This is a genomic window from Priestia megaterium, assembly GCF_041941685.1.
GTDB lineage: Bacteria > Bacillota > Bacilli > Bacillales > Bacillaceae_H > Priestia > Priestia megaterium_C.
On the sequence record NZ_CP130958.1, the window covers coordinates 3,063,048 to 3,088,958 of the forward strand.

Below are 25,911 nucleotides of genomic sequence, written 5' to 3' on the forward strand. Positions count from 1 at the left end.
TCAATTTTTCTCATATAAAAAGGCTTAGCTTTAAATAAGCTAAACCTTTATTTTTTTATCACATCTGTCACAACTTCATAACCGCCTGTGTATGGGTCGAATACATATTCAAGCATGCCGTTTCCACGATTGACTTTAAATAGATAACGGTATTTTTTAGGGCTGTCTTTTGCTGGATATACGTATTTTCCTTTTTGGAACTGACTTAGCAAGAGCTGTTCTCTTTGCGCAAGCATTTTTTTTGCTTCATTATAACCATACAGCGGGAGGTTTTTGGCATAGAGAACCGGTACGAATACAAGCACAACGACTGAAATCGTAATAAGCCCTTGTTTAAACCACCGCATAAATCTCTTTGGATTTCGCGAAAGTAACATCGTGATGACAATTACTATTAACAAAGGAACAATATATACTTGAACATACGGAATGTTTGCAAATACAGGTCGATTAATCAACAAGACAATTACTTCGATAGCTGCTACTAATACTAAAATAAAATAGACCACTTACTCTTCACACCTCGACGATTCAATGAATTTTATATGTGTTAGAAAGTATTCCCACTCGTGAATGAACTCGTCTATTGTATCATAAGAAGCAAAAAAAATATCTACGCTCGTCCATTTTACGGAATTCAGATGATAAAAGAGATTGAGACTTGACGAAACCATCCCAATCTAAAGACGAACAAATGGGGTAATGCGCTAGTATGGATCCCTTGTTACACCGCTGTTGATTTCCGTACAAGGCTTCGCTTTCCGAGGGCGGCCGCTCCTACCAGGTCTCATCTGTTCCGCTTTTCACGCAGGAGTCCTCGCCTTGCCCTCCAATCAACAGCTAGAAACCACTACATACATGAAACTACCTTCACTCTAACCATAAAAAAAATCTGAACACATTTGATTCTCCATCAAGAATCAAACACGTTCAGATCTTTCTTTAACTGAGCTGCTTTTATTCCATCCTCTTTATTACGAAACTTCTACGTTTCGATTTTGATTATATTTTTTTCCTTGTAACAGTGAGTAAATGATCGCTGCTGCCCACACAATAAGTATGAATGCATATACAGCTATCTGAGTAGAGCTGCTTGATACCCAAGTGTTTAAGAGTGTTCGAGCATTTGTTAAAATGATAAACCCACCAACAAGTGAACCAAGCAAGTGAGCCGGGATAATACGAACAAACCATGCAGCAATCGGAGCCGCGATAATTCCGCCAATCATAAGGGCTCCTACCCAGAACCAGTTTACCTGCTCCCAGCCAAGAGAAATTAAAAAGCCAAGTGTAGCCGAGACGGCAATAGCAAATTCACTTGTATCCACAGTTCCAACGACTTTCCGTGCTGTTGTGCCTTTTTTAGCTAGCAATACAGGCGTTGCTATCGGCCCCCAGCCGCCTCCTCCTGTAGCATCAGCAAATCCAGCAATTAATCCTAACGGAATAGACTGCTTCGTCGATAAAGGTTTGGTGCTCTTTTCTTCGTTTGTTTTAAACGTAAATAAAAAACGAAATAATACATAAACTCCTAGGAGCAATAAGAATGTTGAAACGTAAGGTCTTACTGCATCTCCAGGTAAATTACTTAGAAAGCAGGCTCCTACAAAAGCTCCAATGGAACCTGGGATAATTAGTTTTAACACCATCGATTTATCTACGTTTCCAAATTTAATATGCGAAACACCAGAAGCTGCTGTTGTTACAACTTCTGCTAAGTGAACAGATGCGGAAGCCACAGCTGGTGCAATTCCAAACGTTAAAAGCAGCGTAGTTGATGTCACCCCGTATGCCATTCCGAGTGATCCATCAATTAACTGAGCTAAAAAGCCAATAAGTGCAAACGTAATTAACTTTTTCATGTTGTCCCTCCACTTTCATCTTCTGTTAGAAAGCACAAAAAGGCCTCCAACAGTTGTTTGCTAGAAGCCTTCGGTATGTCCGATCAGCTGTCCGTTTTATGAATAAGTTGCTTATATTGCAATCCTAACTATTCCTAGAAGTCAACTGTGTTTTTAGTTTTTCTTTTAGTCTATGTATGCTGCTTGGTTATAGTATCAGTAAAATAAAATTCTTCTTGTTAAGTCAACAACATAAAAACGACCGCTCACTTAGTAAGGGCTGTCATTTTTATGCATGTCTTGCCAGTGAGCTAGCACTTCAGGTGGCAAACTCACATCTTTATTTAATGACGTCATATCCATAGAAGCGGGCTCATCGCTATTTATCACTTTTTCTACCCAATCTGGCTGTACAACTAATGCTTGTTCAATCGTAATTAAAGCCAGCCCTTGCTCAAAAGCTTCTGCTACTTCTGTTGCCGTAAGTCCTCCTGTCCCCACAAGAGGGACCCGGTGATTGACGTGCTTAATAATCGAAGAAAGCAGTGACCGATTTTCTTCCCTACGTAAGGTAGGTTCATGCAAAGCACTGATATGTAAATAATCAATTTCTGTATAAACAAGACGATCAATCCACTCAAATGTATCTTCCACTTTATTTCCTAAATAGCCTTTTTCTTTGGGCGCTAATGTATATCCCACAATAAATGGTTTGCCCGCATGTGCTGCTCGACGCGTCACTTCACGAATAACTTCAAGTGCAAAAGTGAAGCGGCTTTCTGCGCTTCCACCATAAGAATCACTTCGTTCATTGGCTTGCCTTGATATAAACTGCTGCAGTAAACATTCATTTCCTCCGTCAATTTCTACTCCATCAAACCCTGCTTCCATAGCTCTTGTGGTAGCTTCGCCAAAAGCTTGAACAATATAAGTTATATCGCGCTCGGTCATTTGAACAGGCTTTTTCCCTTTACGTTTGTGAGGCTTTTCACTTGGGCTAATGGCTCGCCACTTATTTTCCATTTCTACGCACTTTCTTCCCCCGTGCGATAGTTGAAGAATCGCTTTAGCTCCTCTTCTATGAATCATTTGGGTTAGTTGATGAAGCTTTCGTATGACCTGATCACGATGAATTCCGATTTGACCATGTGCTACTTGGCCATTTTCTGTAATAAACGCAGGGCCGACAATTACCGTACTAACGCCCCCTACTCGTTTTTCGTAAAAAGTCAGATCGATATCGGATATTTCCCCATTTTCCCGTGAAGCGTATGTGAGGATAGGTCCCATTGCTAATCGATTTTTCATCTCAAGAGCATCAACAAATTTAAAATGTTTAAATAATTTTTCATAGGCTGTCTTCAAGTGGTTCACCTCTTTTTTTCTTAGCTTGCCCATCTAGAAGCCGAGTAGACATAGGCACAAAAAAAGAAATACCTTTGCCGGCATTTCTTTTTACGTCGTTTTTCTTATTTTTTTGACGGGGTAAAATACAAATTCGCTTTTTCCGACAATCCGTTTTTCATCAATGAGACCTAGACCGTTGCGGCTATCCATACTGTACAGACGGTTATCACCCATTACAAATACTTCGTTTTTAGGTATTTGAACGGGTTCAAAATCTCCTGTTAGCTCCATATCCATGTTATTGGCAATTTGACGATTCGTTTTTAAATAAGGTTCACTTACTTTTTTATCATCAATATAAAGCTGATCTTTTTTCATTTCGATTTTTTCACCTGGCAGACCGATTACTCTTTTTACATAATGCTTATTTTTAGCCTCATCTTTAATAATCACAATATCTCCGCGGCGAATATCATGGAGCGAATACGACAGTTTATTCACAAACAAACGCTCTCCGTTATGCAGCGTTGGGTTCATTGAAGCGCCTTCTACAATATACGGAGAAAATAAAAATGCGCGAATCATAAATACTAGAGCGATAGCGAAGATAATAGTTTTGAATATGCTGCGTAATTGATCGCTTTTTGTTTTTTCCGTAGTCAATATACTTTGTCTCCTTTGTACAGCTCACTTTTCTTATGTAAAAAAGCAAGAAACCTCTTACTTTAACACTTATTCTAACTTAACCATAGAAAGAACTGAAATCAAATGTTTTATGTTATGTAAAAAAAGAACCTCTAACAAATGTTAGAGGCTTACATTACGCAAGTTTCGTCTTTACATCTCTTATTATAACATTAATTATATAAAAAGAGACTACCTTTTATGTAAAAATTATGTTTTTTACGCAAACTTAACTAAATCTTCACATTTAGAGGCGTTTCTCCATGTATAAAAAGTTGAGAGATCCAATACTCTATAATCTCTCTTCGCCGCACGAGCCCAATAAAAATGTTTTGATCATCTACAACTGGTACAAAATTTTGTTCTGACGCGCGTGACAAAATACTTTCCATTTCATCATGAATTATTTTACGGTATGTTTCCTCCGCCTCTTTTAGAAAAAAGCGTTCTTATCTCCTCGATAAGAACGCTTTTTTTAGCTCATTTTCTCAATTTCATTTACAAGAATTGAAATAGCATCCGTTTTTGTTGCTTCACGCATTGTACGTTTCATCGTACTTGCCTGCTGCTGAAGCTCATTTACTTCACGCAAAAACAGTTCTTTTGTTAACTGTTCTTCTTCCACAACCATACAGTAGCCTTTTTTCTTAAAGGACTGTGCATTTAAAATTTGATCTCCTCGACTTTGTGCTTTTGATAAAGGAATAATCATCATCGGTTTATGAAGGGCTAAAAACTCAAATATGGCATTGGATCCGCCGCGTGTAATCACATAATCAGTCGCCGCTAGAACATCTGGAAGCTGTTCATTTACATACTCTAACTGACGGTAGCCCGACTCTTTTTCAAGGCTTGTATCAATATTGCCTTTTCCGCACAGGTGTACAATTTGAAATTTCTTTTGCAGTTCAGGCAAGGACTCTCGAACAATTTCATTGATGCGACGTGCTCCTAAACTTCCGCCCATAATGGTTAAAATTGGGCGCTTATCATAAAAGCGAAGCCAGCTTTCCCCGTTCGCTGCGCTTCCGCTAAATAATTCTTTTCGAATAGGTGAACCAACAACCTGCACTTTTTCTTTTGGAAAATAGTTTGCCGCTTCATCAAAAGAAGTGAAAATTTTAGTGGCAAATTTCTGCGCAATTTTATTTGCCAGTCCCGGTGTTAAATCACTTTCATGAATGAACACGGGAATGTTTAACGATTTAGCAGCCATTACAACAGGAACTGTGACAAAACCGCCTTTTGAAAACACAAGAGAAGGCTTTAACTTTTTCAGCACGCGACGTGCATCGCCAACTCCTTTTGCTACTCGAAATACATCTTTTACATTTTCCATATCTACGTAGCGACGCAGCTTCCCGCTTGAAATCGCATGATATGGAACGTTTAATTTTGTAATTAATTCTTTCTCGATACCATTGTGAGAACCGACATAATGGATATCCCATTTTTCACTGTCTAATTCTTTCATAATGGCAATGTTTGGTGTTACGTGCCCAGCTGTTCCGCCTCCGGTAAAAACGATAACTTGCTTACTCATTTTTTCTTCCTCTCTTTACTTCACTTAATTGATCTGTTTTGACATCAATTTTTATCTGATCTTTTTAGCATGCAATCTGACATGTAAAACGATGGTTTTATTATAGCATTTTTCTTTTTACATATGTATGATAAGGCGTATAAAAGCATGCTATACTTTTCATAGGGAGTGATGATAATGAACAAATCTGCACCTGCAGTAAAAGGTGATACGGTGGATTCCGAAACGCGCTGTACGCACTATCATACGGATAAAGATATTATCGCAATAAAATTTTATTGCTGTAATACATATTACCCATGCTATCAATGTCATAACGGACATGCTGATCATGATATTAAAAGGTGGCCAAAAGCTATGTTTAATGAAAAAGCTATTCTTTGCGGAGTATGTAAACATGAGTTATCAATTAATGAATACTTAATCTGTAATTCGACTTGCCCTCACTGTCGTTCTTCTTTTAATCCCGGATGCAGCCTGCATGGACACATTTATTTTGAACAAAAAAGCTGAACAAAACATCGTTCAGCTTTTAAAATAACTGCTCATCTATATTTATAATGGAAGGGAGCAGACCTGGGAACAATTCCTCAAGCTCTTCTAAACGCAAGGAATAATAGTGCTGCGTACCTTCTATACGTAGTTTGATAATTCCAGCTTCGCGAAGTACTTTAATATGATGTGATAGCGTTGATTTTGATACATTTAATTTTTGATAATACGAACAGGTCTGCTCCTTTCTTGTCGCTAAACACTGTACAATTCGCAGCCGGTTAGGATCACTCAACGCGTGTAAAATAGGCGTTAATTTAATTTCAGCTTTCGGTGGTTGATAAGGTTTTCTCATGCTTAAAATATAACACAGCTTCTTTTGTGTATCAATGTTCGATAACTTTCGAACTAAATTCCTTGCACTGTTATTTAATCGGTGTTATAGTTTCATTGTTCGATGATATTCGAACTTATCTTCATTTTAATCATAAATTGAATGAAAGATTAAAAACAAAACAAATAATATAAAGCACCATCATTATTAAAGGAGGAATCATCCATGATTCATTTACAAGCTTCAATGAAAGTTAACCCAGCAAAAAGAGAAGAATTTTTAGAAAACGTACAAGAACTAATTAAGCATTCTTTACAAGAAGAAGGAAACAGCAACTATCAACTATTTGAAGATGCTTTTACACCTAACACATTTATGATGATTGAAGAGTGGAAAAGCGAAGAAGCAATTCAAGCACATAATAAATCAGCTCACTTCCAAAGTTTTGTAGCATTTGCTCAAACTGGCGTACTTGTAGCACCTTTAGATGTAAAAACATTACAAGGTTAATCATAACTTCTTCGAAAGGATGACGCATCATGAATGAAGCAATTCGTACAATTCAAGATCATCGTTCTATCCGTCAGTATACAGACGAAGCAGTAAGTGACGAGCATTTAGATACGATTATTCAATCTGCTCAGTCAGCCGCTTCTTCTATTAATGGACAGCAAGTGACTATTATTAGCGTCCAAGATAAAGAAAAGAAGAAAAAACTTTCAGAGCTTGCCGGCAACCAAGCGTGGATTGACCAAGCTCCTCTATTTTTAATCTTTTGTGCAGATTTTAATCGTGCTAAGATTGCAGCTGAACTTAACGATGCCCCTCTTGGCGTAACCGATGGGCTTGAATCAATTTTAGTCGGGGCAACTGATGCTGGAATTTCTTTAGAAGCCGCAACAGTTGCAGCAGAATCACTCGGTTTAGGTACAGTCCCAATCGGAGGAATTCGCAGAAAACCGCTAGAAGTCATTGAACTGCTCGATTTACCGGAATACGTATTCCCAGTAAGCGGTCTTGTGGTTGGACATCCGGCAGATCATTCTGCGAAAAAACCTCGATTGCCACAAGCTGCTGTGCACCATCGTGAAAGCTATAATCACGACTTAAAGTCATTGATTCAAGACTATGATGCTGAAATGGCAGAGTATATGAAAAAGAGAACAAACGGTGCTGATGACCGCAACTGGTCACAAACTGTATCAGCTATTTATAAAACCATTTATTATCCAGAAGTTCGAGCGATGCTTGAAAAACAAGGATTTAAATTTGAATAACCAAAAGCTGCGATGAACATCGCAGCTTTTTTATCTACTTTGACAGCGTGCTGAATAGACTAAAAGTAATACTCAATAAACGAGGTGTTGATATGGAGTTTATTTTAATTTGTAATTTTCTTTTAAGTGCAACCGCAGCGTTTTTATTGGTGCCGGCTTTTACAAAAAAGCACACACTTCACGTAACTTTACTTTCTCTCCTTTTCCTCCTTTCAATTGTCCCGACTTTTCTTCTCGCTAATCCACATATCGGCGTTTTGCCTTGGGTTATTCGAGACGGTCTTCTATTGTTCGCCGCTTTCCTTTTCTTTTATTTAACCTTCACTTTAAACAGATGGAAAAAGCTTTTGTTTTTTCTTCTATTTTTACTGTCGATTGCTCCTCTTTCCTACGTCGTATATGATGACTTCACGCATACGTATATAGATGCCAATATTGGGCTTAGCCTAGGCTTTTTATTGACATGGCTCTTAACAGCTCTGTACAATATTTTGGCTATTCTTCGATTTTTTCGTCAGAAATCTCAGTAAACACGTCAAAAGTTAACAAACAAACGAATAGTTGATTTTATTTAGTATACGCTAACAACTGCACAGTCCTTCTCTTTACATAAAGCTGTGTATACTAAAAAAGGAGTGATACTTGATGAAACGACTATTCGTAATGGTAGCAGTGATTGCCTTCTTGGCACTTAGCCGCATGTTAGTATTTGCCGCTGAAACACCTCCTGCTGCAGATGAGCGAACAGCTCAAAATGCAGAAGTTCGCATCGTTCATGCTTCACCGGATGCTCCGGCTGTAGACATTTTTGTGGATGACAAAGCTTTAGTAGAAGGAGCAAAGTTTAAAGATGTCTCCAACTCCCTGCCTTTGGCAGCCGGTTCTCATAAAGTAGAAGTATACGAAGCGAAGACAAAAGGAACAAAAGATTCCATCATCGAAGCTACCCTTGTTGTAGACGGTGGAAAATCGTATACAGTGGCCGCTGTAAATAAAGCAGAAAACCTTGAACTACAGGCTTTCACGAATAATAAGCAAGGAACGGATGGAAAAGCAAGCTTACGTGTTGCTCATTTATCTCCTGATGCTCCTGCGGTAAACGTAGGTCCTAAAGGTGCTGCTCCTTTATTTAAAGATCTGTCTTTTAAAAGCATTTCAGGTTATCAAGTAGTAAATCCGGGATCGTATGATCTATCTGTTTCCACAGCAGATGGAAAAGAAATACTAAGTCTTCCTGGAACAAATCTTCAAAGCGGTAAAAACTATACGATTCTCGCAGTAAATACTGCTGACAAGCTTGAGACCATTGTTTTACAAGATAATTAATTAAAAAAACGTCATTTCAATTGAAATGACGTTTTTTTATAGACTGCGCTGAATGAATTCTTCTTTTTTGTACTCATAGGTAGAAATATCGTTCCACAATCGTTTTGAAAGCTCGTATTTCATACTTTCATATTTTTTTCTAGCACGTTCGCTCGAGCGTAACTGCTCCCTGAAATTAATTCGTTCATTCCAGTAAGGTGATTCACTGACCGTTACGTACACATGACTTCTTCTAGCATCATGTGGAATGAGCTTACGAGCATTTTTAGCTGTCATAATTGGAGGGTAGTGTGCAGCTGGAACGCCTTCTTTTAATAAGACAAACATCTCTTTTTCCGCTACATATACGTGAGATTTATTTTTTAATATAGCGCGCACTTCATTTATATCTTCTTCGCGTTTGACTCCGATTAAAATATCAACGATTGGTGAACCTGCCAATCCTGGAACGGACGTGCTTCCAATATGTTCGATGTCTACTGAAAAATCTTTTAGTGTATTAAGCAACGCTTCTTTTTCCATTTGATACAAAAGCGACCACTTTGTTTCATACTGAACAATCTTTCGCATATCAGTTTCCACCCTTTCACTTTTTTATACTGTACCATGTTTCAAAGTAAAAAGAAAGAATTTTCTAACTATTTACTTTGAAACATGGTACGAGCTTTACACCCATATAGACAGCCTTTGTATTATTTTATATATTTTTGTTATTTTTATTCTAAATGTTTCATAATTGTGGATGTTTCCTCCTCCAAAAGATAGATACGCTTTTATTTTCTATATCTCCTCTATCATATTCACACTCAGCTGTTTTATACTATTTTACGTTTTTGCTAGTAGAAGACATATCCTCAAAATGTAGATGAACAAAGGATTAAAGGTCTTTAATATCGCTAAATTCCACCTTTAATATAATTATATTTTACATTAATGTAAAATTTTAACGTTAAGAATGGCAGATAGTTCAAATTCATTATACAATTGAATTTCGACATATAGTATGATGGATAATATCGGTATTATGAGATAATAGTAGATTTAACTCAAAATTTTGGACTATTTGCCGATATATGCTTTGTATACCAATAACCTTATGTTGAAATTTGTAATTTGCAAGGAGGAAAAAATGAATAAAAAACATGTCATGTACACAGCCGTTTCTTCTGTTCTTTTAAGCTCTTCATTGCTTTTGCATTCAATTGATGCAGATGCAGCTGAATCGGCCAAAGTAACTGCTACATCGTTAAATGTACGTGCAACGCCTAGTACAAGCGGTGCTATCGTTGGAAAAATAACGAAGGGAAACACCGTTGATATAGTAGATGAAAGCAAAGGATGGGCTAAAATTACCTATAACGGCAAAGAAGCTTGGATTTCATCTCAATACATAAATAAAACGCAAACAAACAGTACGTCTACCGCAAATTCGACATCGAAGTCAGCGGTCGTTAATGCGAGCTCATTAAACGTTCGCTCTTCTGCGAGCACAAGCGCATCCATCGTGACAAACTTACCGCGCAATTCAAAAGTAACGGTGGTAAAAGAAAGCGGATCGTGGTCGCAGGTTAAAACGGCAAGCGGCAAAACGGGCTGGGTGGCAAGTCAGTACTTAAAAGCAGACTCCGGTTCTTCTGCGCCAGCTAAGGATTCTGGCTCTACAACATCGAAGTCAGCGGTTGTTAATGCGAGCTCATTAAACGTTCGTTCTTCTGCAAGCACAAGTGCGTCCATCGTGACGAACTTACCGCGCAATTCAAAAGTAACGGTAGTAAAAGTCAGCGGGTCTTGGGCACAGATTAAAACGGCATCGGGTCAAACGGGCTGGGTAGCGAGTCAATATTTGCAAGCTGATTCCGGACAGTCTTCACAAACAGCCCAGTCGATTCAAATTACAAAAGCTTCAAATTTGCGCAGTCAGCCGAGCTTAAGTGCGGGAATCATTCGTGTAGCAAAAGCAGGTGAAAGATTCAAAAAGGTAAACGAAACGAATGACTGGGTGCAAATTCAGTACTCTGCGAGTCAAACAGCATGGGTATCAAAAGGATTAACAGCTGGGGCTGGTTCTACACCTTCAGCTAGTTTGCCTTCTCCTTCTGCTGCTTTAAAAGATAAAATTATTGTGGTAGACGCTGGGCACGGCGGATATGATCCTGGCACTTCAGGCAAGTCATCGATTGAGAAAAATTTAGCGTTAACAACAGCAAAACTTGTGGCAAGCCGCCTAGCTAATTCTGGAGCAAATGTATTTATGACGCGTTCAAACGATACTTTTATTTCACTGAGCGGACGGGTGAATGTTAGTGAAGCAAAGCATGCAGATGCATTTATCAGTATTCACTATAACGCTTCTACTTCATCTTCTGCAAACGGCATCGCATCATTTTATTACAGTGAATCCAAAGATAAAGAATTAGCAAAATACATTCAAGAAAGCATGGCTGAAAACGCGCCTTCTATGAAGGATATGGGGGTTCGTTTTGGAGATTATTATGTTACTCGAGAAAACAACCAGCGAGCTGTACTTCTTGAATTAGGCTTTTTATCAAATGCTCACGATGAGCAAATTGTTTCTTCTAACGCGTATCAGCAGCAAATATCTACAGGTATTTACCAAGGAATTGCTCGATATTTTGCAGCTAATAAATAATAAAAGCCCTCATAATGAGGGCTTTTATACTACCAGCTTGCTTTTTTAACCCCTGGAATTTGTCCTTTGTATGCCAATTCCCTAAAAGCGATGCGTGACATTTCAAATTTTCTAAGATAGCCTCGCGGACGACCGGTAACGCGGCAGCGATTATTTAAGCGCGTTGGTGAAGAATCTCTAGGCAATTTTTTTAACGCTTCGTAATCTCCTTTGTCCTTCAGCTCTTGGCGTAGTTGCGCATACTTCGCTACCATCTCTTGACGTTTTTGTTCTTTTACCACTTTTGATTTTTTAGCCAAACTCTTTCTCATCCTTTCGTTTTAATAATTTTTTATTTGAAATACGTAATCATTACGATTTAATTATTTTGAACAAGTTACTTTTTAAATTTAATCATATTTTCTTCATTTTTTCAACTTATTTGCTTCTACGCTTACATGTAGCCTACCCCCAGGCTGCTACATAAGCATAAAAAAAATTGTATGTCAAATGTAATTAATTACTGTATCTCCTATATCATACAAAGAGCCCTGCATATTCCATATTGTAGGAAGATTTGTATTTACAGATAATATTTCAATAATATTACAGTTCATTTACATATTAATAACTTCGACAAATTTAGCGGTTATCTAGTATATAATCATCTTAGAAATTCCAAAAATAATATTTTGCGTACTCAATAAAATATAAAAGTAAAGGTGATTAAAAAATGAAATCGACTGGTATTGTAAGAAAAGTGGATGATTTAGGTCGTATCGTAATTCCTAAAGAGTTAAGACGTGTTCTGGAAATAGATGTAAAAGATCCTGTTGAAATTTTTGTCGAAACAGATCGAATTATTTTAAAGAAATATGAGCCGAACGGTGCTTGTGCGATTACTGGCGAAGTATCTTCTGATAACGTAACAATCGCAGATGGCAAATTAACTTTAAGCCGCGAAGGTATGGAGTTATTACTTGAAGAATTAAAACAACGTAATTTCTAATAATAAGAAAAGCAGCTGCTCACATGCAGCTGTTTTTCTTTTTGTTAAAGTTTTTTCTTCGCTTTCTGATTTCCAGATGCTATACTCAGAAGCGAAATACATAATAAAGGAGCCTTTCATCATGACAGTTGAACAAATTACTCATCACTTTTTAGCACATCGAAACGTAACCAATGAATTAATCAACAAAATTGAAGCAGGTCACTACGAATACAAACCTGCCCCGACATCTATGTCGGCTTTTGACTTATCTACGCATATTTTAACATCCTTTTATGCATTTGCATTAGTGGTAAAATCCGGCGATTTATCTCCACTTGGCCAAAAAGCTGATTTTAGTGGTAAATCATTATCGGACCTTGCAGCTGAATATACGCAAAAAACAGTAGACGTATTACGTTCACTTAGCGAAGATGATTTAAACAAAACAATTGACGCCACGGCAGCGTTTGGAAGAAAGCTTCCTGGAAGTCAACTCTTACAAATGGCCATTGACCATGAAATTCATCATAAAGGAAATTTATACGTCTACGTACGTGAGATGGGTCATACAGATCTTCCTCTATTTGTTCAGTTTGGTTAATGGTTATAAAATAGTTCGTGCTTGTAAGCGCCCAAGCTAGAAGTTTGGTGCGCTTTTTCTTTGCAGTTTTCGGCATAATAAGTGAGATATATGGTATAATTCTATCAATAACTTCATATCTACTATTCAAAGCTTGTTTCTTCTTATAAAACGATAGTCATCATCTTTTACAAAGGAGGAATCACTTCATGAGTCAAACTGTTAATCAACAAAAAATTGCTCAAGTGTATCATCTTCCGTTTGCTTCTTCATTTGGAGGAAGTGCTACGAACCTTCTTTCTCCTCAAGCTGGCGAACATATTTTAGATATTGGCTGCGGCACTGGCGAATTTATTTCGCAGCTCAATAAGCTTCATGTCCGTGCAACGGGCATCGATTGCTCTGAAAATATGATTGAACAGGCTCGTCATCAGTACCCAACTCTATCCTTTGAACAGTTAAATGCCCTTAACCTTCCTTATTACGAACAATTTGACGCAGTTTTTTCAAATGCAACTTTACACGACATCCGTCCCCCTCACCTTGTCATTAAAAACATTTACAATGCTTTAAAACCAAATGGCCGATTTATAGCAGAATTTTGGGGAAAAGGAAACATGGACGAAATTTTTACAGAAATTATTCGTCAATTTAAAACGTTTGATATCCCTTATAACGATGTAGATTTCCCATGGTACTTTCCTTCTGTAGCTGAATATTCTTCTCTTTTGGAATCACAGAATTTTCAAGTCACCACGGCTATACACTACAGCCGTCCCTTCTTGTTAAAAGGAGAAAACGGCTTGCGTAATTGGCTGGAAACAAATGCAGCCCCTCTTTTTGCTCACGTGACGACAGAAACAAAAAATGTCCTCATTACGCGCTTAGAAAATCGAATGCAAGACAAACTATTTCAAAACGGATCTTGGCTAGCAGAAGCTAAACATATACGTGTACATGCTGTAAAACGAGACTAAAAAATGGACGTGATTCTATTCACGTCCATTTTCGTTAAAGTGCAGCCAATATCCTTTTCCTCGAATTACTTCGATTTCTAAATATGTTCCTATTTTTTTGCGAACCCGGTAAATCAGCGCATTCAGCTCTTCCGCTGCTACTAGAATTTCTCCATTTGACTCTACTCGTTCAGGCCAAACGCTTTTTTTTAATGCTTCTTTTGAAACAAATTGATTGTTGTATTCCAGAAGATAAGCTAAGCACGCGTATTCTTTATCTGACAGAATATACGTTTCCTCTTTTACTTTTACTTTCTGCAAAATTGGATCTAATGTGTAAAATGGCTTATTTATTTGTTTTAGCAAAGGTCCTAAATCGAGGGTTGCATCCATATCATCATTTCTAAATACTAAAGCTGCCTCCTCATTTGCTAAGGTAATGACATCCTGCTCTTTCAATAAACGAGGGGTTCCAGGCTGTAACTCTTCTCCGTTTACTTTTGTCCCGTGTTTACTAAACAAGTCCGTAATGAAAAATGCATTGCTTTCGTACGTTACTTCAAAATGCTTGCGCGAAATGTAAGCACTTTGAAAGGCCAGATAAGGCTCCCATTCTTCACTGCTTCGTCCGATAATACAGGCTTTATCTTTTGGAATAGGCACAGAAGCTCCTTCATAAAAAGGAGCACCGTTCCGAATAATCAACATACCGTTCATTGTTTGCTCACACTCTTTTTTAAAATTTTCTGACTCTTATCATGTAATTATAACACTCACATTTATTGAGATTTCTTCCAACTTTGGATAACATCATAGTATAGTCAGTTATATGATAAAGGTTGTTGCCATGTAAGTAAACCTTTAGAGCAGTCCTTTTCTAACTGAAAAAATACGTATTCTTTGCCCTGCTGTAACGGGGATACAATTTTTTTGTAAAATAATTTGATTTTTAGTAACTTCGACACATGTTCTCTCTTTTTAAAGCGGAGTAAAATAAGAAAATACGTGAAATATTTACATAATGGAGGAAGACCAATGGGACGTTTGCCAAAAGATAGAGAAATTCAAGCGATTAAACGACGCGTTGCACTGGTATTGTTAATTATTGGATCATTTATTTTAACAGGTGCTAGCTTTAGTATTTATTGGTTTATGATGTTAAAAATATAAGATTTTTTTATAAAATAAAGAAAAAAGACATGGTTTTGTTCCCATGTCTTTTTTAGGTTTATTCTTTCTCAGACACTCCCGCAGATTGAAATGTGGCCATATTGGCAATCATCAGTGAAGCTGAGTGCAGCAGCGGAAATGTAACAGCAGCTCCACTTCCCTCACCTAACCGAAGGTTGAGGTTGAGGAGCGGTGTCTTGCCAAGAAGCTTCATTGCACACGCATGACCTTGTTCAACAGATTGGTGACTAGCAAACATATAGTCTCTTGCTTGTGTATTGATTTCCGTAGCTAGAAGGGCTGCAACTGTACAAATAAAACCATCTACTAAAATAGGAATACGGTGAGCAGCTGCCGCCAGCATAGCACCTGTCATCCCGGCAATTTCAAGGCCCCCTATTTTACTAATAATATCAATTGGATCCTGAGGGTTAATGTGCCTATTTTGCAGCGCTTCTTCAATCACGTTCACTTTGTGGCGCAGTTGTTCGTCAGAAATCCCTGTGCCCATTCCTGCAAGCTTAGAGACTTTTTCTCCTGTCAATACAGCTAAAATAGCCGTGCTTGACGTAGTATTGCCGATGCCCATTTCTCCTACAATCAAACATTTAATTCCTTGGGCAATAAGCTCTTCAGCTTCTTCATATCCGACTTGAACAGCCAGTTCTGCCTCACTGCGCGTCATCGCGTCTTCTTTATAAAAACTTGCTGTGCCCAGCTTCACTTTGCGTTGTACAAGGTCCTTATGGGAAAGGTCAGAAGCAATGCCGATGTCAATCAGTTTGAACTGGGCATCTATTTGCTGACTAAACACGTTAATAGCTGCTCCTCCCTGCAAAAAATTCAGCGCCATTTGTGCCGTTACGTCTTGCGGATAAGCCGAAACTCCTTCTTTTACAATTCCATGATCGCCTGCAAAAACGAGGACTCCTGGCGGCGTGACTGTCGGAAAAACTTCCCCGGTCATGGCCGCTAATTCAACTGCTATTTCTTCGAGTCTTCCAAGGCTTCCTATCGGTTTGGTTAATGTATCAATATAGCGTGCCGCTTTTTCACCAGCGCTTGTTTGAAGCGCCGGAATATAAACGTTTATCATATGTACAGCTCCTTTATTTCAGCAAATGTCTACCGTTTAATTTAACAGGATTTTGTTTATTCTGGCTAGTCTTTTTTAAAGTAGATAATTGGATAGAGTTCCCAAGACTTAGTTATACTAGTAAGAGTTGCGTATAGGCAGTATTTTGAAAGGAAAGATTTTATGACAACGAAACAGCACAAAAAGGAAAAGGCAGGTCGGCTCATTTATCGCTACATTATGATGTTAATTGGAGCTTCCTTGGCTGCCGTTTCTATCGAATTATTTTTAGTCCCAAATTCCGTAATTGATGGCGGTATTATTGGTATTTCTCTAATTTTAGTTTACTTAACGAAATTGCCGTTCAGTCTTCTTATCATCATCTTTAATCTCCCTTTTTTATATAGTGGATACAAACAAATTGGTCGTAACTTCTGCTTTTCATCTATGTTTGCAGTTGTTGCTTTATCCATTGTAGAATCTCAATTGCACCATGTTCCAGCTGTAACATCTGAACCGCTTCTTGCTACTGTATTTGGTGGGCTGCTGTTAGGAGCAGGTGTAGGAACGGTCATTCGTCACGGCGGAGCGTTAGACGGAACTGAGATTTTAGGTATTTTATTAACAAAAAAAATCCCGTTTTCTGTGGGCGAATTTGTGATGTTTTTAAATATCTTCATTTTTGCTTGGGCAGGGTTTGTGCTAGGTTGGGAACAGGCCATGTACTCGATCCTTACGTACTATATTGCTTCTAAAACAATCGATGCGATTATTCAAGGGCTTGATGAAACAAAAGCAGCTTTTATAGTTTCAAATCACTATGAAGAGCTATCAGACGCTATTACGCATCGTCTAGGCCGGGGCGTGACGAAACTGTATGGTAAAGGCGGATTTGAAGGTACAGAAAAAGAAGTCATATACGTAGTTGTGACGCGTTTAGAAATTACCAAGCTTAAAACTATTATTTCCGAAATAGATCCGCATGCATTTACAACCATTATGGATACCCAAGAAGCGCATGGCGGCAAATTCAAATCAGCCATCCACTAACTATACATAAGCGTGGATTTCTCTGAGCATGCTAATAACTGACTACCCGTAAAGGAGATCACCACAATGAAAGAACAAATGTCCAACTTATTTCACCAATTAAAACAGTCAGTTTCCGATGTATCTGATAAGTTATATGACAAAGTACATACGCTGCAATCATCACCAGGAGTGAGTGTGTTTGAACTGTATGAATGGATTAAAGAAAATCCAAGCACAAGCGTACAAAAGCAAACGCTGCTCGGGATTTCGTACTCTTTCTATACACTTCACGCAGACGGTGTTTTTTTCTATATGGAAACGAAATATGATTATTTACTTTACATGACCATTTATAGTCCAACACGTCATTATTTCACCTATCATTCTTACAGAGATTCTTTATCAACAGTGACTCCCTTGACGTTTCCTATTACTAAATAATAAAAAGCTCCTCAATCGAGGAGCTTTCTTTATATGGTTATCTTCCTTTTCGGACTTTAAAGATAAACAGCGCAAGTAAAAAACCGCTCGTCGCAGTTACTACTTTCCACGCGTTTAAGATTGGATTTTTTTTCAAGGTCCTGCTCCTTCCTTGCGGCTATACTAAAAATAGGATGGCCGCCTTTCAAGCAGCTAGTCCAACTTCCCCCTACTATTGATACGATCATCTAACATATAGCCCACCGACATTTTCATCAATTTCACTTTTTATACTATAACATATTTTTGCCATTTAGTAGAAGTCTTAAAAGTAAAAGCTGCACTTCTCTTAAAAAAAACGGTATTGAACCCCTGCATTTTCTTTACCGTTCATTTTTTGATAAAGGTTTTGAGCAACTTTATTTTCACTGCTGCACTCAGCGGTCATACCTGCAAACTCATACTTTTGAGAATAGGCCAGGCAGATCTTAAACAAACGTTCACCAATTTTATTTCCTCTGTTTAAAGGAGATACGTACAAGTCTTTTAAGATCGCTGTTTCTTTAAAATAATAGGTGCTCCACGATACGTACACCGTCGCAAAACCTACTAGTTTCCCTTCCAATTCAGCAACAAACTGGATACCATAGGAAGGATTATTCAATAAGCGCTTAATATGTAAAGTTAAAGCTTTCCGGGAAGGGGCAGGCTGCTCACAGAATTTTACTATATATTCTTGCATTAACGTAGCCAGTCGCTCTCGATCAGTTTCAACCGCCTGTCGAATGACAACCATTTAATCACTCCTTTTAGCTCAATGCTCTTAACATAATTCGATAGCCATATTTTTTTTCCTTTCGTTTTCGTGAAAAGCTCCCTACTTTTACACAAGGGGTATTTAAAGCAAACAACCTTATACGGCTTATGATTGAGGAGAGAAACTACGATGTTTTAAAAAAAGGTTGCAAATAGCAACCCTTTTTAGTTAGCAAGCGCATAATTTCGTAAGAATAAACCTATACAGCCGCTGATTATAATCAGTCCTCCTGCTGTTAGAAACGCCGCCGTCACATTTAGCGAAGCAACAGCTCCAAGCAGCAGCACCGAAAGCCCGAACGTCACATATGAAACGCTCAGCGTAGCGGAAAGTACCTTAGAAAGCTTTTCTAAAGGAACGGCCGTTTGTGTAAGCGTGTAAGAACACGTAGCGCTTATTTGAAGAGCAACGCCAATAGCAAAACTAAGTAAAAGTGAAAGAAAAGGAGAAGGCATCACTCCGAACAATAATGTAAAGAAACCTGATAAAAGACTGCCTAATGTTACGATATGATAAAGACTTTTCTCTTGTTCAACTGAAATCTTCAACAAAACGAAACCTCCAAGAACCGTTCCGACAAAAAAACTGCTGTTGATATATCCCCACCAAGCTTCATTTTTATTTAATATCTCTTTCACAAACACGTAGACAATTGCTGATGCCCAAACGCCGGCAGCCATCCCTTCTAAAACCTCCATGACTAATAAAACCCGCAGGCGCGGATAATGCCAAATTAGCTTCCATCCCTCTTTTAACCCTTGTTTTTGCTTCGTTTTAGAAGAATGAACGTTAATGCGAATGGCCTGCATAAATACAAGTGACAAACTGAATAACGAAAATGACAGCCATAAAAGGCCAGTAGCATCCCAGCTAATGATCAGAAAGCTTCCAAGCGGATAGGCTGCAATTTGAATCGTTTGATCGGTGACATTAAACATACTGTTCCATTTCAACAGCTTCTCTTTATCTACTAAATGAGGAAGCATAGAGCTTTGAACCGGAGCTGCCCACCCATCGAAAAAAGCAATAAGCGCCACGCAGCACAGCATGGTTATAAGCGACATATGCCACAAGAAAAACATAGACAAAACACTGGTTTTTAACAGCTGAGACACAACAAGAATACGCTTAGCCCTGTAGCGATCTATAAGAAAAGGCACAGTAAAACTGCTCAAAAACTTAGCAGCCGTAATGGTAAACGGAATGCATGAAAGCAGCACAGGAGAACTATTTTGAGCATAAAGAATGCTGATTAACGCAACAATATATAATACATCTGCTAAATTGGCTTGGCTTTGACCAAACCATAAAAAAAGTACGGAACGATTTTTCACGACAATCCCTCTTTCTTTTTAGTATGACTGAAAAGAAAGAGAATCCTACACGTAATCAACCCCTTTATATAGCGGCTTGCTTTTATCGACTTATTACAATCGTATGCTTTTTACAAAACACAACTTTTATATATATTAAAAATACAAACAGTTAAACATTATCGTAAAAAATCAAGAAATTGTCGTGAAAACGAAGTTAGATTAACTATAGAATATCAGAGTTATAGAATCAACGCTTTTTACATAATTTTCTTTTTTCTTCTTCTTTACTTCTAAATAACCTAAGCTTGCCATATACATAGATGGACGGGTACTCCTATTAAAATTTAACGTATAGGGTGAGGAATATTTTTTCGAGAGTGGTTTCGATTTGCTGTGGCAGCTTATTAATTGGACTAGGGCTAAACGGATTTATTGCTCCGTATCACTTACTAGACGGTGGACTTATAGGATTTGGGCTTATCGTATATTATGTGTTTGGAACTCCTATCGGACTGTCCATTTTCTTTTTGAACGTACCTGTCTATTTATATGCTTTTTTTCGTCATCGTCAAAACTTTTTTTATGGAAGTATAGGTTTATTTGTTTCTTTTTTTATGACAGAATGGCTGTCTATTCTCGAAGGCACGCTGGAGCTCCCTTTGCTTTTTAGCTCATTGCTTGGAGGCGCACTCGTAGGAATGGGAATAGGACTGATGCTTCGCTACGGCATCAGTTCGGATGGGCTTGATTTAATTGCCATTATTGTATCGAAAAAATGGAAAATCAATATAGGAATAACCATTTTTATCTTAGACAGTACGATTATGATAGTGGGCTTACATATTATCGGATTTACTGCTTTTTGCTACTCCATGCTTGTTATTACGATGAGCAGCATAATGATTATGCTCTTTACTTCTCCGCGATGGCTGTCTTCATAAAAAAAACGCTGGAACTTCCAGCGTTTTTTTATCTGTTTCCGACTATCATATTTATGTGATTGTGGAGAACCGTAATCGTTGAAGGTGTCGTCGTTTCTTTTTCTCCATCACAATCTACTGTTTTTTCAGGAGTAGTTTCAATATGAACCTCTTTTGCACGAAAATGCATAAGGTTGCTTTCAGGGTTAAGCTGTTCCTCATCAGGGCTTGTTTGTAACCATGCCATAACCGGCTCGATTCCCATTTCTTTAATAACAAATACATCTAATAATCCGTCTTGAAATGAGCTGTTTCCTAGCATAGCACGAGTTCCTCCTAAAAAAGGGCCGTTTCCAATTAACACCATAACAGCTTCTCCTTCATAGGAAGCTTTTTCGCTCGTCATTTTTAATTGAAAAGGCTCTGCTTGATTTAAAGTTCTACCTACGCTCATGTAGTAAGAGAGCTTACCAAATTTCTCTTTATTTTCTTCCAAAATATTTTCAGATACATCAGCTACGAGGCCGATTCCCCAAAAGTTTAAAAAATAATCTTCGCCATGTTTTCCAACATCCACTGCCTCCGTCTGCTTTTCTATAATTTGCTCCACCGCTTTTAAAGGATTTTGATTCATTCCAATTGCACGCGAAAAGTCGTTGCACGTTCCACCAGGTAAAATAGCAAATACAGGACGTTGCTGCAGCGGAGCAAGAGCGTTGATGAGCTCATAAATTGTCCCGTCTCCTCCTGCTCCAATAATGACATCCGCTTTGCCTTCCAATTTTCTTACCAGATCGGCACCATCTCCAGGTTGCTCTGTTTTATATAAAGTAACCGTCTCAAATGCAGTGTTTAACCGATCACATATAAAGTCAATTTCATTTACTAATTTTTTGTTTCCTGCGTTTGGATTCAAAATCACTGCTGCCTTCATCTTTCTCTCTCCTCTATTCATATCTTCCGTTTCACTTTTTTTCCCTTTCTTTTTAAAAAACAAACCTTTTCAAATATGAACGTTTTATGAAACCATTCCAATAGTACTTTTTTTACTTTCAAAACCTGCTATAATAATTTTCGGACTTGTATTAACAAAAGATGGTTATTGAGAGGAGCTTTCTATACGTGTCAATAAAATGCATGACGCAGCTATTTGTAAGTTGTTTTGTTTTTTTACTTTCCTCAGTCGCTACTTGGTATAACGGCTCTTCGATGCTTGAAGGACCTTTATCAGCTAGTTTGACCGGAGGGCTAACAAAGTCCTCGGCGGTTCATCACTATTCTCACATCGATTATTTGTTATATACAATTAAATTCCACCCTCAGTTTCCAATTATGATGATGGTGGGCGGAATTTATTTGATTGTATTACTATCTATTATTGGCTTTAAAAAGCGGTATGGATTGATTAGCTCCTGCTGTTTATGTATCACAGCTCTCTTATGCTACAGCAGCTATAAACTTTCACATACCCCTACCGAAGGTGAGCACGCCATGATTACCTCTAGCTTAGCTGCAGCAAGTTTATGCTTAGCAGTCGGATTATTCTATTTATTAAAGCGATTTTATTCTCAAAAAGAATATATTTAACCATATAAAAAAACGTCGGATCTACCGACGTTTTTATGTGAAAGCGAGTTTATTTATTGATTTTGTTCAACTGGCGTATAACCTATATACGCAGACTGAGGTCGGTAAATACGATTATTTTCTGACTGCTCTACGACATGAGCTGTCCAGCCAACTACACGGCTTGCTGTGAAGGTTGGGGTGAATAGTTCAGACGGAAGCTCAACCGCTTTCATAACCGCTGCGGCGAAATATTCTACATTGGTATAAATGCCTCTACCCGGCTTGTATTCATTGAGTAATTCAATGGTTTTATCTTCAATTTTAACAATTAAATCAAATAGCCCGTTGTCTCCTGAGATTTGTTTCGATACTTCTTTTAATGCTTCTGCTCTTGGATCATGTGTACGATAAACGCGATGACCAAATCCCATGATTTTCTCTTTATTATCTAATTTTTTACGAACCCAAGGCTCAATATTCTCTTCACTTCCAATTTCATCAAACATGGTAATAACACCAGAAGGAGCTCCTCCGTGAAGCGGACCTTTCATCGCGCCAATTGCTCCGCAAATAGCTGAAACCATGTCAGATTCGGTAGATGAAATAACGCGTGATGAGAAGGTTGAGGCGTTCATCCCATGTTCAATTGTCAAAACAAAATATGCGTTCAGCGCAGTAACCAAACTTTGATCTGGAATTTCTCCGTTAATCATATATAAATAGTTTGCTACATGATCCAAATGCTCGTTAGGCTCTACTACTTCTAAATCATTCATTTTACGATACCAATAGGCAATAATGGTAGGTGTTACCGCTGTAATCGCAAGCGCCTGCTCTTTTGTCGGAGGCCAGCTGTATGAAGGGTCTCCTAATGCTGAGATACATGTGCGAAGCGCGCTCATCACTTCTGTATCTTTTGGCAAACAGTCCATTAACGCAACAATATTAGCTGGAAGCGTACGATGAGTCACCATTTTTTGTTTAAATGCTTTTAACTCATCATGATTTGGCAGCGTGCCGTTCCAAATTAAATAAGAAACTTCTTCAAAAGAATAATTGATCGCCAAATCTTTTGCCCAATATCCGCGATAAATCAGCTGACCTTTCTCTCCATCAACGTGCCCTACTTTTGTTTCAGCTGCAACGATTCCTTCTAGTCCTTTAACGTATGTCATCTCAACCACTCCCCCAATTATTTTTAACAAACCGGCCCTTTTTTCTATGTACGGCTCGTTTGCAGAATGAATAGACTCACCTTAGCGGTGTACTATACCATTTTATTCCTCTTTCTTAATTGTCAGAACAGTATACAAAATGAACATTTCAACACGTATTATTTCTACGCTCGCGGCTTTGTTTTACGGGAGAAAAAAATATTTTTCTAGGATTTTCTTCGAGGGTGCTTTTTTGTTAACGCTTACAAACATGCGGGTTTCTAACGTATTTAGAGGAATTTGATGTACTATTTTTAGATGAATCCCTATTCACTTCCTTATGTAAGAGTTTACATTTATTTGAATCATAAGTAAAATAGATAAATAGAATAAATAGTATGAAAACTAAGAATACTAGTGAGGAGAATTTATGGATATTCGAGAACTGCAACATTTCATGGAAGTAGTTAATCAAAAAAGTTTCACGAAAGCAGCAGCTGCAATTCACTTGTCTCAGCCAGCATTAAGTAAAATTGTAAAAAAACTAGAAGAAGAACTCGGCGTAGATCTTTTTGATCGCTCTACTCGAAAGCTGACGTTAACCGATGCAGGACAGATTGTGTATGGGCAAAGCCAAAAGCTGGTATCCACTCTTCACGAGCTACATGCTCTGTTAGATGATTTACGGAATCTGCCTACAGGAGATATTAAAGTAGGAATTCCTCCTTTAGTAGGGACTGTTGTTTTCCCGATGATTGCAAAAAACTTTACATCAAAACATCCTCAGGTGAAATTAGAGCTTGTGGAGCTTGGCGCAAAGCGAATTGTCGAACTTGTAGAAAACGAACAAGTAGACCTTGGCATTATCGTGTTGCCTATTCAAAACCCTCTTTTTCACGTCTATCCGTTTATTGAAGAAGAGTTTAATTTATACATTCATCATGAGCATCCGCTGGCAGCTAAATCAATTGTTGCTTTGAGCGAGCTTAGAGAAGAGCCGTTTGTTCTGTTCAGCAAAGATTTCTCTCTTCATGATCGCATTATTCATGAGTGCATTCAAGCGGGTTTTCATCCAAAAATAGCGTACGAAAGTTCTCAATGGGATTTAATTATTGAACTAGTTGCTTCTGAATTAGGTATTGCTATTTTACCAAAGTCCGTGTTTCCGAAAATCAATAATCCCTTTATTAAAAGTATTCCAATTGCCGCACCTACTCCAATGTGGGAGCTCGGCATCATTTTGAAAAAAGATCGCTATATGTCATATGCTACACGAGAACTTTTGTCCTTTCTCGTCGATCAAGATATCATTTTACCGTCTCATACGATGTCAGCAAATTCATAATAAAACAGCCTCTTCTTTTATTAGGAAGAGGCTGTTAGTCATCTTTTATATCTTTCTTCAATCTTTTTTGTCTTGCGATCAACTAAAAACAAGTCAGCAAATGGCGACTTGTTTTACAGCTGCTTTTTGAATAGCACACCTTTTTTAAAATGTACTCCCAAAGCTTCACGATTGGCTATAAACACTCCTATTAAAATAAGAAGGCCTCCGCCAATAATAGAAGGCGTGATAGCTTCATTTAAGACTACATAACCGATTAACATCGCGATTAAAGGAGATACATACAACCAAGTAGATGGAAAAACCGGATTTGTTTGGGCGATTAGCCAATAATATAAGCCGTGTCCAGCAATTGAACCAACAAAAATTAAATATACAATAGACCATACTGCGTTCCGAGGCATAATAGTTGAAACATGGATATGCTCTGTACATAAAGATAGCACCAGTAGAAATATTCCCCCGTAAAGCATTTGAATACCGTTAATTAAAAACGGTGACACTTCTTTTAGTTCATTTAACAAAGCTTTCGAATAATTGCTGCCTATGCCGTAAAATACCTCTCCTACTATGATAATGATACACCCTAACGTCCACGAATAAGACATAGTGGCTGTCACATTTGGAAGTGAAATGCAAATAACACCGGTAAAAGCCAGAAGCAAAGCGAATAACTGCTCTTTTTTTAATTCCATTTTTCTTTGCATCACATGAATAAGCAATATCATCATTGGGCCAGTAGCAGATAAAACAGCTGCAAGACCCGATGTCACATGTTGTTCTGCCCAATAGAGCGTTGAAAATGTCATAAAGGTCAAACAAAACCCTACCATCATCACTTTTTTTGAAAATAATAACGAGCGTCGAACGTCTTTTTTATATGCAAAGTACGAGATTACTAAGGTTCCTGCTAAAAGAAAGCGAGTTCCAGCTGAGAAAAGTGGAGGCATTCCTGCTTCAATCCCTAATTTAATAGTTAAAAATGTCGTGCCGAAAATAAAACAGATAAGTACGTAATTAATAATAATCATATATCTTCCTCCTTTAAACATGCCACGAGTATAAAAGAAAGGAAGTATAACAGTAAAACCTT

Annotated in this window: 30 protein-coding genes; 15 read left to right on the top strand and 15 right to left on the bottom strand. The window is 37.9% G+C overall.

Going from position 1 to position 25,911, the window contains the following annotated elements; genetic code table 11:
• Positions 1-47 precede the first annotated feature (47 nt).
• From Q5794_RS15890 to Q5794_RS15910, 5 genes are all read right to left on the bottom strand, one after another.
• Complete coding sequence (locus tag Q5794_RS15890; protein ID WP_013083806.1) at positions 48-509, bottom strand: hypothetical protein; 462 nt, start codon at positions 507-509, stop codon at positions 48-50.
• A gap of 465 nt (positions 510-974) precedes the next feature.
• Positions 975-1,862, bottom strand: a complete 888-nt coding sequence (locus Q5794_RS15895) for a sulfite exporter TauE/SafE family protein (protein WP_013057718.1) — start codon at positions 1,860-1,862, stop codon at positions 975-977.
• 249 nt (positions 1,863-2,111) lie between these two features.
• Positions 2,112-3,206 (bottom strand): NADH-dependent flavin oxidoreductase, encoded by a 1,095-nt coding sequence (locus Q5794_RS15900; protein WP_214988446.1) that lies wholly within the window; start codon positions 3,204-3,206, stop codon positions 2,112-2,114.
• A 90-nt stretch (positions 3,207-3,296) separates the two neighbouring features.
• The gene (gene lepB, locus Q5794_RS15905) at positions 3,297-3,851 is read right to left on the bottom strand and encodes a signal peptidase I (protein ID WP_028412768.1); all 555 of its coding nucleotides are present in this window, start codon (positions 3,849-3,851) and stop codon (positions 3,297-3,299) included.
• A gap of 496 nt (positions 3,852-4,347) precedes the next feature.
• A complete protein-coding gene (locus tag Q5794_RS15910; protein ID WP_029714620.1) occupies positions 4,348-5,415 on the bottom strand; it encodes an undecaprenyldiphospho-muramoylpentapeptide beta-N-acetylglucosaminyltransferase in 1,068 nt (355 codons plus the stop codon).
• Between the two features lie 177 nt (positions 5,416-5,592).
• Here Q5794_RS15910 and Q5794_RS15915 point away from each other — a divergent pair, with 177 nt between their 5' ends.
• Positions 5,593-5,928 (top strand): CHY zinc finger protein, encoded by a 336-nt coding sequence (locus Q5794_RS15915; RefSeq protein WP_214988445.1) that lies wholly within the window; start codon positions 5,593-5,595, stop codon positions 5,926-5,928.
• Positions 5,929-5,947: 19 nt separating this feature from the next.
• Here the strand turns inward: Q5794_RS15915 and Q5794_RS15920 are convergent, their stop codons facing one another.
• On the bottom strand, positions 5,948-6,262 hold the full coding sequence (locus Q5794_RS15920; RefSeq protein ID WP_192994109.1) for a helix-turn-helix transcriptional regulator: 315 nt from the start codon (positions 6,260-6,262) through the stop codon (positions 5,948-5,950).
• A 204-nt stretch (positions 6,263-6,466) separates the two neighbouring features.
• Here Q5794_RS15920 and Q5794_RS15925 point away from each other — a divergent pair, with 204 nt between their 5' ends.
• From Q5794_RS15925 to Q5794_RS15940, 4 genes are all read left to right on the top strand, one after another.
• Entirely contained in the window at positions 6,467-6,751 is a 285-nt protein-coding gene (locus Q5794_RS15925; protein WP_013057729.1) for a putative quinol monooxygenase, read from the top strand.
• A gap of 29 nt (positions 6,752-6,780) precedes the next feature.
• Positions 6,781-7,518: an oxygen-insensitive NADPH nitroreductase gene (nfsA, locus tag Q5794_RS15930; protein ID WP_016764733.1), complete on the top strand. Its 738-nt coding sequence runs from the start codon at positions 6,781-6,783 to the stop codon at positions 7,516-7,518.
• Between the two features lie 92 nt (positions 7,519-7,610).
• Complete coding sequence (locus Q5794_RS15935) at positions 7,611-8,048, top strand: hypothetical protein (RefSeq protein WP_214988443.1); 438 nt, start codon at positions 7,611-7,613, stop codon at positions 8,046-8,048.
• Between the two features lie 115 nt (positions 8,049-8,163).
• Positions 8,164-8,844: a DUF4397 domain-containing protein gene (locus tag Q5794_RS15940; protein WP_214988441.1), complete on the top strand. Its 681-nt coding sequence runs from the start codon at positions 8,164-8,166 to the stop codon at positions 8,842-8,844.
• Between the two features lie 36 nt (positions 8,845-8,880).
• Here the strand turns inward: Q5794_RS15940 and Q5794_RS15945 are convergent, their stop codons facing one another.
• A complete protein-coding gene (locus Q5794_RS15945; protein WP_214988439.1) occupies positions 8,881-9,414 on the bottom strand; it encodes a GrpB family protein in 534 nt (177 codons plus the stop codon).
• A gap of 559 nt (positions 9,415-9,973) precedes the next feature.
• On the opposite strand from Q5794_RS15945, the gene Q5794_RS15950 reads away from it, so the two are divergent.
• Positions 9,974-11,494: an SH3 domain-containing protein gene (locus Q5794_RS15950; protein ID WP_214988437.1), complete on the top strand. Its 1,521-nt coding sequence runs from the start codon at positions 9,974-9,976 to the stop codon at positions 11,492-11,494.
• A gap of 29 nt (positions 11,495-11,523) precedes the next feature.
• Here Q5794_RS15950 and rpsN read toward each other — a convergent pair whose 3' ends face one another.
• Entirely contained in the window at positions 11,524-11,793 is a 270-nt protein-coding gene (gene rpsN, locus Q5794_RS15955) for a 30S ribosomal protein S14 (RefSeq protein ID WP_164795622.1), read from the bottom strand.
• 413 nt (positions 11,794-12,206) lie between these two features.
• Here rpsN and Q5794_RS15960 point away from each other — a divergent pair, with 413 nt between their 5' ends.
• The 3 genes from Q5794_RS15960 to Q5794_RS15970 all read left to right on the top strand — a co-directional run bounded on the left by Q5794_RS15960 (position 12,207) and on the right by Q5794_RS15970 (position 14,021).
• Positions 12,207-12,482 (top strand): AbrB/MazE/SpoVT family DNA-binding domain-containing protein, encoded by a 276-nt coding sequence (locus Q5794_RS15960; RefSeq protein WP_013057736.1) that lies wholly within the window; start codon positions 12,207-12,209, stop codon positions 12,480-12,482.
• Between the two features lie 121 nt (positions 12,483-12,603).
• Positions 12,604-13,065, top strand: coding sequence for a DinB family protein (locus tag Q5794_RS15965; RefSeq protein ID WP_214988435.1), 462 nt, complete (start codon positions 12,604-12,606; stop codon positions 13,063-13,065).
• A gap of 188 nt (positions 13,066-13,253) precedes the next feature.
• Positions 13,254-14,021 carry a trans-aconitate 2-methyltransferase gene (locus Q5794_RS15970; RefSeq protein ID WP_214988433.1) on the top strand — a complete coding sequence of 256 codons (768 nt, stop codon included), beginning with the start codon at positions 13,254-13,256 and terminating at the stop codon, positions 14,019-14,021.
• Between the two features lie 15 nt (positions 14,022-14,036).
• On the opposite strand, the gene Q5794_RS15975 is transcribed toward Q5794_RS15970, so the two are convergent.
• Positions 14,037-14,717, bottom strand: coding sequence for an FHA domain-containing protein (locus tag Q5794_RS15975; RefSeq protein ID WP_013083820.1), 681 nt, complete (start codon positions 14,715-14,717; stop codon positions 14,037-14,039).
• A gap of 318 nt (positions 14,718-15,035) precedes the next feature.
• Here Q5794_RS15975 and Q5794_RS15980 point away from each other — a divergent pair, with 318 nt between their 5' ends.
• Entirely contained in the window at positions 15,036-15,170 is a 135-nt protein-coding gene (locus tag Q5794_RS15980; protein WP_013057740.1) for a hypothetical protein, read from the top strand.
• Between the two features lie 58 nt (positions 15,171-15,228).
• Here Q5794_RS15980 and cobT read toward each other — a convergent pair whose 3' ends face one another.
• On the bottom strand, positions 15,229-16,266 hold the full coding sequence (gene cobT / locus Q5794_RS15985) for a nicotinate-nucleotide--dimethylbenzimidazole phosphoribosyltransferase (protein ID WP_116071294.1): 1,038 nt from the start codon (positions 16,264-16,266) through the stop codon (positions 15,229-15,231).
• A 162-nt stretch (positions 16,267-16,428) separates the two neighbouring features.
• Between cobT and Q5794_RS15990 the strand changes: the two genes are divergently transcribed.
• Together Q5794_RS15990 and Q5794_RS15995 are read left to right on the top strand one after the other, a co-directional pair.
• Positions 16,429-17,295 (top strand): YitT family protein, encoded by an 867-nt coding sequence (locus tag Q5794_RS15990; RefSeq protein WP_013057742.1) that lies wholly within the window; start codon positions 16,429-16,431, stop codon positions 17,293-17,295.
• Between the two features lie 66 nt (positions 17,296-17,361).
• The gene (locus Q5794_RS15995; RefSeq protein WP_013083823.1) at positions 17,362-17,718 is read left to right on the top strand and encodes a hypothetical protein; all 357 of its coding nucleotides are present in this window, start codon (positions 17,362-17,364) and stop codon (positions 17,716-17,718) included.
• A gap of 328 nt (positions 17,719-18,046) precedes the next feature.
• On the opposite strand, the gene Q5794_RS16000 is transcribed toward Q5794_RS15995, so the two are convergent.
• On the bottom strand, positions 18,047-18,493 hold the full coding sequence (locus Q5794_RS16000; RefSeq protein WP_013057744.1) for a GNAT family N-acetyltransferase: 447 nt from the start codon (positions 18,491-18,493) through the stop codon (positions 18,047-18,049).
• 185 nt (positions 18,494-18,678) lie between these two features.
• A complete protein-coding gene (locus Q5794_RS16005; protein WP_214988431.1) occupies positions 18,679-19,848 on the bottom strand; it encodes an MFS transporter in 1,170 nt (389 codons plus the stop codon).
• A gap of 359 nt (positions 19,849-20,207) precedes the next feature.
• On the opposite strand from Q5794_RS16005, the gene Q5794_RS16010 reads away from it, so the two are divergent.
• Complete coding sequence (locus Q5794_RS16010) at positions 20,208-20,771, top strand: YitT family protein (protein WP_016764744.1); 564 nt, start codon at positions 20,208-20,210, stop codon at positions 20,769-20,771.
• A gap of 28 nt (positions 20,772-20,799) precedes the next feature.
• On the opposite strand, the gene Q5794_RS16015 is transcribed toward Q5794_RS16010, so the two are convergent.
• The gene (locus Q5794_RS16015) at positions 20,800-21,684 is read right to left on the bottom strand and encodes a diacylglycerol kinase family protein (protein ID WP_025751162.1); all 885 of its coding nucleotides are present in this window, start codon (positions 21,682-21,684) and stop codon (positions 20,800-20,802) included.
• 188 nt (positions 21,685-21,872) lie between these two features.
• On the opposite strand from Q5794_RS16015, the gene Q5794_RS16020 reads away from it, so the two are divergent.
• The gene (locus Q5794_RS16020) at positions 21,873-22,337 is read left to right on the top strand and encodes a DUF4306 domain-containing protein (RefSeq protein ID WP_311590709.1); all 465 of its coding nucleotides are present in this window, start codon (positions 21,873-21,875) and stop codon (positions 22,335-22,337) included.
• Positions 22,338-22,390: 53 nt separating this feature from the next.
• Here the strand turns inward: Q5794_RS16020 and Q5794_RS16025 are convergent, their stop codons facing one another.
• Complete coding sequence (locus tag Q5794_RS16025; protein ID WP_016764746.1) at positions 22,391-23,494, bottom strand: citrate synthase/methylcitrate synthase; 1,104 nt, start codon at positions 23,492-23,494, stop codon at positions 22,391-22,393.
• Positions 23,495-23,903: 409 nt separating this feature from the next.
• On the opposite strand from Q5794_RS16025, the gene Q5794_RS16030 reads away from it, so the two are divergent.
• A complete protein-coding gene (locus Q5794_RS16030) occupies positions 23,904-24,818 on the top strand; it encodes a LysR family transcriptional regulator (protein ID WP_013083830.1) in 915 nt (304 codons plus the stop codon).
• Between the two features lie 113 nt (positions 24,819-24,931).
• Here Q5794_RS16030 and Q5794_RS16035 read toward each other — a convergent pair whose 3' ends face one another.
• On the bottom strand, positions 24,932-25,849 hold the full coding sequence (locus tag Q5794_RS16035) for a DMT family transporter (RefSeq protein ID WP_374988152.1): 918 nt from the start codon (positions 25,847-25,849) through the stop codon (positions 24,932-24,934).
• Positions 25,850-25,911: the final 62 nt, after the last annotated feature.